This window comes from Solibacillus cecembensis, from assembly GCF_050272495.1.
In the GTDB taxonomy this organism is placed as follows: Bacteria; Bacillota; Bacilli; order Bacillales_A; family Planococcaceae; genus Solibacillus; species Solibacillus cecembensis.
This window is the reverse complement of record NZ_JBNNMF010000007.1, coordinates 165,820-174,190: the sequence shown is the minus strand read 5'-3', so window position 1 is coordinate 174,190 and position 8,371 is coordinate 165,820. Positions and strand designations below refer to the sequence as shown.

Here is an 8,371-nt window from a genome sequence, read left to right as displayed (position 1 = left end):
TCACACCCGTTCCCATACCGAACACGGAAGTTAAGCTCTTTAGCGCCGATGGTAGTTGGGGGCTTCCCCCTGTGAGAGTAGGACATCGCTAGGCACATTAAAGCCACTGAGAAATCAGTGGTTTTTTTATTTATAAAAAACATTAATGAAAATGGTTTATAATCAATTAATTCATAGAATCCTAAAAATGACCACTACTAAATTAAATTTTAGTAGTGGTCATTTTACTTTTCTCACTTACTCCAATCCCCGAAAGGAAATTAGGAAGTTAAGCTAATTTCATTAAAAGAATCAATAAGATCAATTACGCCTCGGCGTAATTGCGTCCAGATTTTTTTTCGAGATCGTTCGAAAAACTCCCCTAAAAATCTGTGACATCGGCTGGGGCTTAACTTGATTCAGCATGAGTTTGAACCCCTACTTATAGAAATAGGGGATTTCTACTGAATCAAGTTAAAATTCCAACAATGCACGCAGACTATTTATATATGATTGGCTTACAGGAAGTTCTGTTCCATCTTTTAAAAGTACAATAAAGTTTGATGTAAGATCACGGGATATTTTTTTTATAGAGCAAATGTTAACAATATAAGACCGATGAATACGAATGAATGTATTAGGTAAGCGTGTTTGTAATTCCTTTAATGTGACAGAGGTTTTATATTGTTCTCCATCTTTATAAAACCAAGTTCTTTTTTGTAAACTTTCAAAATGAGATATTTGATCTATTGGAGTAGGGATCCAATCCTCTGCCTGTTTACCTGTAATAAACTGATATGGTTCAGGGCATTGTATATTGAATAATGGGGGGAGGACTACAACGAGCACTCCAAATTCGCCATTCATTATAATTGGATATCCAATTGCATAATAAGGTGTTTCAAACATCAAGTTTTCCATGATCGCATCAGTTTTTTTTCTAGTTTGTATTACTTTATACGCAATGCTATCTGTTGGAACTTTGGAGCCGATTGCCAATTGAATTTTTTGATGCCCTGAGCGAAAGTAAACAAACGTATCCTGAAATGCAATAGCGATTGATGCATCGCTTGGAATCCACTCTTCTAAAATAGTATTAAATTGTCCAATTTCCTCTGTGCTCATTTTTACATCCCCAAAAATCATCGTTAAGTATCCTCCTCTGTGTTATCCATGTTTTAGTAATCCATCCTATAAAAAGTATATTCTATCACACAAATAAACTGTTTTGTCGGAAAATAGTGAAAATTAAAACAATCTGTTATATAGTATATTACATCAAGGATAACTGTTATGGAACAGAAGGGTAACAATTTTCATAGCAGAATGTTTTTTCTACAAACACAAATCGGAAGGTGGAAATTTAACATGTCAACTCGTCAACAGAAAATTGATGCTTTACAAAAAGATTGGGCAGAAAACTCACGCTGGAATGGTATCGAACGTGCGTATTCAGCAGAAGAGGTAGTTAAATTACAGGGGTCAGTAGTACTTGAGCAAACTTTAGCAACACGTGGAGCTAAACGTTTATGGAACTCTTTACATGAAGAGCCATTCATCAATGCATTAGGCGCACTTACGGGGAACCAAGCAATTCAACAAGTAAAAGCAGGATTAAAAGCAATTTACTTATCAGGATGGCAAGTAGCTGCTGATGCAAACATTGCAGGTCAAATGTATCCTGACCAATCTTTATACCCAGCAAACTCTGTGCCACAAGTAGTTAAACGTATTAACCAAGCACTACAACGTGCTGACCAAATTGATCACGCTGAAGGTCGCGAAGATGAGTTCGACTGGTTCGCACCAATCGTAGCGGATGCTGAAGCAGGCTTCGGTGGTCCACTTAACGTATTCGAGCTTGTAAAAGGTATGATCGAAGCGGGTGCATCAGGCGTCCACTTAGAAGACCAATTAGCTTCTGAGAAAAAATGCGGTCACTTAGGTGGTAAAGTATTATTACCAACTCAAAATGCAGTGCGTAACCTAATCGCTGCTCGTCTTGCAGCTGACACAATGGGCGTAGATACAGTTTTAATCGCTCGTACTGATGCTGATGCAGCTGACATGGTAACATCTGATATAGATCCACGTGATGCTGAGTTCATCACTGGCGAACGTACACCAGAAGGCTTCTTCCGTACAAAGCCAGGTATTAAACAAGCAATTGCTCGTGGTTTAGCTTACGCACCATATGCAGATTTAATTTGGTGTGAGACATCTAAGCCATCTCTTGAGGAAGCTCGTGAATTTGCTGATGCAATCCACGCACAGTTCCCAGGAAAAATGCTTGCTTACAACTGCTCACCATCTTTCAACTGGAAAGCAAACCTTTCTGAAGATGTGATTGCTGAGTACCAACGTGAACTAGGTAAAATGGGTTATAAGTTCCAGTTCGTTACATTAGCTGGTTTCCACTCTTTAAATCACTCTATGTTCGAGCTTGCGCATGACTACAAAGATAACGGTATGGCAGCATACTCTAAATTACAACAAGCTGAATTTGCTTCAGAATCAAAAGGTTATACAGCTACTCGTCACCAACGTGAAGTGGGTACTGGTTACTTTGACGACGTATCACAAGTTATCTCTGGTGGTACATCATCAACTACAGCAATGGCGGGTTCTACAGAAACTGAGCAATTCGTTTAATTTGATTCGGTTGAATCAAATTAATGCCCTGGCGGATGTCACAGATTTTTTAGGGAAGTTTTTCGAGCGATCTCGAAAAAAATCTGGACGCAATTACGCCAAGGCATAATTGATGTAATACATGCCTTCCCACTCTATATTGGGTGGGGAGAATTATAAAATAGTGATTGATTAAGGTGGCGAATTATAAATAGCTATTACTTAATCAACAGGGGATCACTATGAATAAATCATTTAATCAAAAATTTCGTATGCCTATTGAAATGCGAGACCGCTGTTGGGGAACAAGCGGGGAAGTCGATATGCCGAAACGACGGACTAAATCAATTTCAAATGGTAGAAGGAAATTTTGAATAGCTATATGTTTCAACCGTTTTCTACTATGCGACTAAATCGAATTGGAACACGATTTAGAACAATTATAATTGGATTGCCTCCAATTAAATAAACCGTTAAAACTTAGGGGTTATAATACTGTGGAAAATGTCTTTCTAGTCTGGATGGGGCTAGAAGGGCATTTTCCATTTTAAAAAATAGGAAACAATTATAAAGGGGATAAAACAATGGAAAACCGAGAATTATTACTTGTACCAGGACCGACGCCTGTTGTGGATGAAATATATGATGCGCTTGCAAGTGAAACACGTGGTCATACGGATCCGCGCTTTGTAGCCATTTTTAAAAATGCCATTGAACAAACGAAGAAGTTATTCAATACAAAGAGTGAAGTATATGTAGTAGCCGGTTCAGGTACATTGGCAATGGAAATGGCGATTGTGAACACAGTCGGAAAAGGGGAATGTCTTCTTGTTATTAGCCATGGCTATTTCGGGGATCGCTTTACACCACTTGCCAATGCATTTGGTATTGAGGTAGAAGTTTTACAGTCCGCTTGGGGGGAACGTGTAGATCCACAGCTTGTTGAAGAAATATTAAAAACGAAAACATTTAAAGCGGTGACAATTACACATGCTGACACTTCAACAGGGGTAATGTCAGATTTAGAAGCATTAGTACCGATTATTAAAGAAGCGGGTGCACTTGTCATTGTTGATGGCGTTGTTGCGACAGCCGCACTTGAAGAAGATATGAGTAAAGCATATGGGGACAATGAAGCTTATAAAATTGACGTTGTATTAACAGGTTCACAAAAAGCGATTGGTATCCCACCAGGCCTTGCGATTATTACATTTAGTGAGCAAGCATTAGCAGCGCGTGAGGCATTAGGAACAATACCAGCTTATTACGCGGATATTAATTGTTGGAGAGGGGTAATGGACAATCCAGCAACGTATTTTGCTACGCCTCCTGTGAATTTGATTTATGCTTATGATGCAGCATTAAAAATTGTTTTAGCAGAAGGAATGGAAGCACGAGAAGCACGCCATATTGCATTTGGTAAAGCGGTTCGTGCAGCGCTTCGTTCATATGGTATGACACCATTAGCAGATGAATCTGTTGCCGCTCCAACATTAAGTTGTATTTTATATCCGGAAGGTATTGAGGACGGCGCATTTCGTGCAAGTTTAGCTAAAAGAGGGATTATTGTAGCTGGCTCACTCGCGCATCTTGCGGGGAAGGCATTCCGTATCGGGCATATGGGGAATACAACAGCTTCGATGCTTGAACAGGCGATTGTGGCGATTGGTGAGGCATTGCAGGAGCAAAATCACACAGTTCATGTGGATCAAGCACTACAAGCATTTCAAGAGCAAATGAAGCAATTGGTGAAAGCATAAATAAGAAGCGGGCATAGAAAGGAATCTTCTTTGCCCGCTTCTTTTATAATTCTTGTTCGATGGATTGTTTTAACCAGCGTGTGGCCTCTGTATAATCTTGGGCAACACCTTGACCTTTTTTGTAAAGCATCCCTAGTTGGAATTGCGCTTTAACATGCCCTTGTTGTGCAGCAAGACGATACCATTTTGCCGCCTCTTTATAGTCATGTGTAACACCCTCACCGTTTGCATGCATTTGTGCTAGCTGAAATTGTGCTTTTGCAAAGCCTTTATTTGCTGCGCGTAAAATCCATTTCGCTGCTTCCTCGTAATCCCGTTTCACTCCGAGCCCTTTATCAAAAATATTACCAAGCCTATACTGTGATTCGATATGTCCTTGTTCCGCGGCAAGTCGGTAGCAATGTCGTGCTTCATCGTAGTTGAGCTTTGTCCCTAAACCTTGCTCATAAAGTAAACCAAGCTGAAATTCTGCATTGGCATCATTGTGGCTTGTCGCTGCCTGCAACCATTTGAATGCTTCATTATAATTGGGGGAATTATCTCCTCCATTTAAAGCGAGCATTGCTAATTGGAATTGTGCTTGTGCATGATTTTGAATAGCAGCGCGTTTTAGCCATTTCAATGCACTATCCAATTGCCCAAGTGATAAATAAACAATACCAAGGTCATAGTTTGCGCTAATATGTTCACTCGCCGCAGCTTTTGACAGCCACTCAATCGCTAAAGAGGTAGATTGCTTTGTATTATGTTGTTTATAAATAAGCCCAAGTGAATATTGTGCAGTGATATGTCCACTATTTGCTGCAAGTGTAAGCCATTTTAACGCTTCCTCTTCATTTTTTTGAATGCCTTTCCCCGCTTGATAAAGGAGGGCTAATTGAAATTGTGCATTTGAATGTCCTTGCATCGCCGCAGTTATAAACCATTTCGCAGCTTGTTTAAACGATTGTTCAACCCCGCGTCCATTAATAAATAAATAGCCAAGATTGTACTGGGCACTTGCATCACCAGCGATCGCGGCTTCCGTAAAGAGTGTGGCCGCTTCTTCATAGCTTTGTTCGACCCCTTTGCCATCATGGTATAAAAAGCCGAGGTTATTTAGTGCACTCGTATTTCGTTGCTCAGCTGCTTTTTCATACCAGTGCGCGGCTTTTACAAAGTTTTGTTCGACTCCTTGTCCTTGATTGTAAAGAGAACCGAGGTTGTACTGTGCATCTGCATTGCCAGCATGAGCTGCTAACTCATAGAGCTCAGCTGCTTTTTGCACATTTTGATTAACCCCTTGTCCAAGCTGATACAACACACCGAGTGCATATTGCGCATTTGAATCGTTTTGCTCAGCAGCTAGCGTATACCATTTGGCGGCTACTAGGTAATTTTTTCTTACACCATTGCCGTGATTATATAAAAAGCCGAGATTGTACTGGGCGTTACTGTCCCCATTATTAGCCGAAACTAAAAACCAACGTGCCGCTTCCTCATAATCATGCTCAGGGAAATTAAGTTTGGCGAGTGGCGGCGCTGTATACATTTCATCTAAATCTAAATAAGCCGCTTGAGCCAGCCTCTCGCCTCTCGTTAAGTGCTTTATATACCAACTAGCTAAATCAATTGAGTATTCAAGTGCGATTTTCGCTGCCTTTGTATCGATAATCGAATTAGTGGAAATTACGGTCGTTTTTTGAATTAAATTCATTAATAAATACATACGTCGAGGGTGTATTTTATCAGCAAATCCTTTGTTAAGAAGGAGTGTCCGAAGATCGGCATTCCCCCCGGATTTGTTCATTTCTTTTTCATATAAATCGCGAACAATAATACTGAGTGCGATATTCAGTTTCTTTAAGGAAAGAGTAGGATTTGAAATCGTATAGCGGGCCGCACTTTGTAATGCTTCAGCTAATGGACGATGGGTTTCAGGAATAGCATTGCAAAGATTTGTTAGCAAATCGCGATTCATCATAAACAGACGCACTCCCTTTCATATTATTTAATAGGTTTAGATAATCTATATCTTTTTAATTATGCTTTTTATCGGAAGAATATGAATAAAGTGAAACTTCGGCCGGTGCGGGAGCGATACCGGCATCGAGCAGGTGCAAAAGAAAGTAAAATTGCTAGATATAAAGGGATTTCAGCATACCTTTGTTGAACTACTACAAGAGCAATCATAAATTTGGAGGAGAGAGAAATTATATGGGGAAATATAGTCCTTATTTTTGGAAAGTCATTTGGGTTATCGGATTAATGGTATTCATAAATTTTAGTATTCAATTTGAAAATCAAATGCAAAAAATAGCAACGGTCGAGTATAACGCAATCCCTGTGTTGTGGTTTGGTGTTATTCATCCCATTTTATTTGGGTTTTATCTATCACTGTTATTTGTGAAAAAGTGGTCAGCAAAAATGAACTTATCTTTATTTTGGTGTGTGGCAATGCCTAGTCTAATCATTTTGTGCTGCTACCCATTATTATCAACACTATCAACGCTAGAATTTATGCCAGATAAACTATTTAGTTTGCCGATCTTCACTTGGGTATCGCAGGCATTTATGTCGTACTCCTATGTATTGGGAATAATCGCAGGGTTGACGATTATTTTAAGTTTTTTCAGTACGCAGCCAACTAAGTCGAGAAGGTAAGTTCGGGGGATATGTTGTGTGAGCGTATCTGTTATTCATTTACATCCCATTGTATTTATAGTCATTTCCCGATAAACTTTAGTCAATTGGTCTAGTAAAAGGGGTGTTTGAAAATCGAGGCAGTTATTGTACTGATTCCAGCATTAAATCCTTTGTCAACGATTATTGAGTTCGTTGAAAAGCTTGAAAAGTTAGCTGTCGTAAAAATTATTATTGTAAATGATGGAAGTGATGAAAAATATAACAAGACGTTTGAAACATTACATAATAAAGGTTGTGTCGTATTAACGCATGAACAAAATTACGGGAAGGGGCACGCAATTAAAACGGGAATTCATTTTTTATTGCATTCATCGTTCCATGCGAAGGGGATTGTTACTGTCGGGGCGCATGGTCAGCATTCTGTTCTTGATGTTGAGCAGATGATTGCGAGTACGAAAGTCTTTTCAGATGGTATTGTTCTAGGTGTTCGAGAGTTTAAAAACTCGGATTACTCGATGATTCACCAACTCCAAAATCGTGCGAATTCAATGTTATTTGAGCTGTTCTTTCATAAGCGTTTACTCGATATACAAACGGGTTTACGTTACATACCGAGGCAACAATTTGCATGGCTTCATCAAGTGAAAGGGGAGTCATATAGCTTTGACACGAACATGCTTGTCGAAGCGATCCGACGTAAAGTACCGATATATGAAGTGCCGATTGGTCATGCAAAGTTAAGGAAGAATTCGGTTATTTATTATGATGAAGTGATCCATCCCGCTAAAATCTTGCAGCAGCTATGGGCAAATTTCAAAAGAAAATAACAGATGCTCATGAAACTTTTTTACCGAAACTAACGTAAATACAGAAGAAAAGAAGTTGTTTTGGGATACAATAGCATGTAGCAGGCTTTTCGAAAGAGGAGGAATCATCATGAGTGAAAATGTAAAATTTGAAAAAATGATTGAAGGACAAGATAAGCATTATTCAGATAAAAAGTTTCTTGGTAAAATGAAAGGTATGAGTGGCGGACTTGGTTATAAAGCTTTGCACGCGGCTACAACATTGTTTATTGCAGTAAAAAGCCCAAACATGTCAAAAGCGAATAAATTAATTATGCTTGGTGCACTCGGTTATTTTATTTTCCCAATCGATCTAGTAGCTGATTTTTTACCTCTTGCAGGATTAACGGATGATGCATTTGTTATTTTAACAGCGCTTGGCAAGGTATATATGTCCATTACCGATGAGATGAAAATGGAAGCGGATGAGTGGATTGAAGATAAATTAGGCAAACGGTCTATTTCAAAAAAATAAAAAAGGCCGAGATGCAAGAGGGATTTCTCTTATCGATAAGAGAGACAAAGTGGTAG

Annotated in this window: 7 protein-coding genes and 1 rRNA gene; 6 read left to right on the top strand and 2 right to left on the bottom strand. The window is 39.1% G+C overall.

Annotated elements, in window-relative coordinates:
• Nucleotides 1-94 (top strand): 5S ribosomal RNA (rrf, locus tag ACQKIH_RS08480); the annotation flags it as partial.
• A gap of 359 nt (nt 95-453) precedes the next feature.
• Here rrf and ACQKIH_RS08475 read toward each other — a convergent pair.
• The gene (locus ACQKIH_RS08475; RefSeq protein WP_057985270.1) at nt 454-1,125 is read right to left on the bottom strand and encodes a LytTR family DNA-binding domain-containing protein; all 672 of its coding nucleotides are present in this window, start codon (nt 1,123-1,125) and stop codon (nt 454-456) included.
• A 222-nt stretch (nt 1,126-1,347) separates the two neighbouring features.
• Between ACQKIH_RS08475 and aceA the strand changes: the two genes are divergently transcribed.
• Both aceA and ACQKIH_RS08465 read left to right on the top strand, forming a co-directional pair.
• On the top strand, nt 1,348-2,631 hold the full coding sequence (gene aceA / locus ACQKIH_RS08470) for an isocitrate lyase (protein ID WP_057985272.1): 1,284 nt from the start codon (nt 1,348-1,350) through the stop codon (nt 2,629-2,631).
• A 563-nt stretch (nt 2,632-3,194) separates the two neighbouring features.
• A complete protein-coding gene (locus ACQKIH_RS08465) occupies nt 3,195-4,370 on the top strand; it encodes a pyridoxal-phosphate-dependent aminotransferase family protein (protein WP_427764996.1) in 1,176 nt (391 codons plus the stop codon).
• 43 nt (nt 4,371-4,413) lie between these two features.
• Here ACQKIH_RS08465 and ACQKIH_RS08460 read toward each other — a convergent pair whose 3' ends face one another.
• Complete coding sequence (locus ACQKIH_RS08460) at nt 4,414-6,333, bottom strand: tetratricopeptide repeat protein (RefSeq protein WP_152982952.1); 1,920 nt, start codon at nt 6,331-6,333, stop codon at nt 4,414-4,416.
• Between the two features lie 233 nt (nt 6,334-6,566).
• On the opposite strand from ACQKIH_RS08460, the gene ACQKIH_RS08455 reads away from it, so the two are divergent.
• The 3 genes from ACQKIH_RS08455 (at nt 6,567) to ACQKIH_RS08445 (ending at nt 8,315) form a co-directional block, all read left to right on the top strand.
• Nucleotides 6,567-7,013: a hypothetical protein gene (locus ACQKIH_RS08455; RefSeq protein WP_057985275.1), complete on the top strand. Its 447-nt coding sequence runs from the start codon at nt 6,567-6,569 to the stop codon at nt 7,011-7,013.
• A gap of 107 nt (nt 7,014-7,120) precedes the next feature.
• Nucleotides 7,121-7,822, top strand: a complete 702-nt coding sequence (locus ACQKIH_RS08450; RefSeq protein ID WP_236706764.1) for a glycosyltransferase family 2 protein — start codon at nt 7,121-7,123, stop codon at nt 7,820-7,822.
• Nucleotides 7,823-7,931: 109 nt separating this feature from the next.
• Entirely contained in the window at nt 7,932-8,315 is a 384-nt protein-coding gene (locus ACQKIH_RS08445) for a YkvA family protein (protein WP_057985277.1), read from the top strand.
• Nucleotides 8,316-8,371 lie beyond the last annotated feature (56 nt).

What these genes read in the sequence shown, in the direction of transcription:
- ACQKIH_RS08475 (WP_057985270.1), bottom strand. Translation starts at nt 1,125, where the DNA reads ATGATTTTTGGGGATGTAAAAATGAGCACAGAGGAAATTGGACAATTT.
- aceA (WP_057985272.1), top strand. Translation starts at nt 1,348, where the DNA reads ATGTCAACTCGTCAACAGAAAATTGATGCTTTACAAAAAGATTGGGCA.
- ACQKIH_RS08465 (WP_427764996.1), top strand. Translation starts at nt 3,195, where the DNA reads ATGGAAAACCGAGAATTATTACTTGTACCAGGACCGACGCCTGTTGTG.
- ACQKIH_RS08460 (WP_152982952.1), bottom strand. Translation starts at nt 6,333, where the DNA reads ATGATGAATCGCGATTTGCTAACAAATCTTTGCAATGCTATTCCTGAA.
- ACQKIH_RS08455 (WP_057985275.1), top strand. Translation starts at nt 6,567, where the DNA reads ATGGGGAAATATAGTCCTTATTTTTGGAAAGTCATTTGGGTTATCGGA.
- ACQKIH_RS08445 (WP_057985277.1), top strand. Translation starts at nt 7,932, where the DNA reads ATGAGTGAAAATGTAAAATTTGAAAAAATGATTGAAGGACAAGATAAG.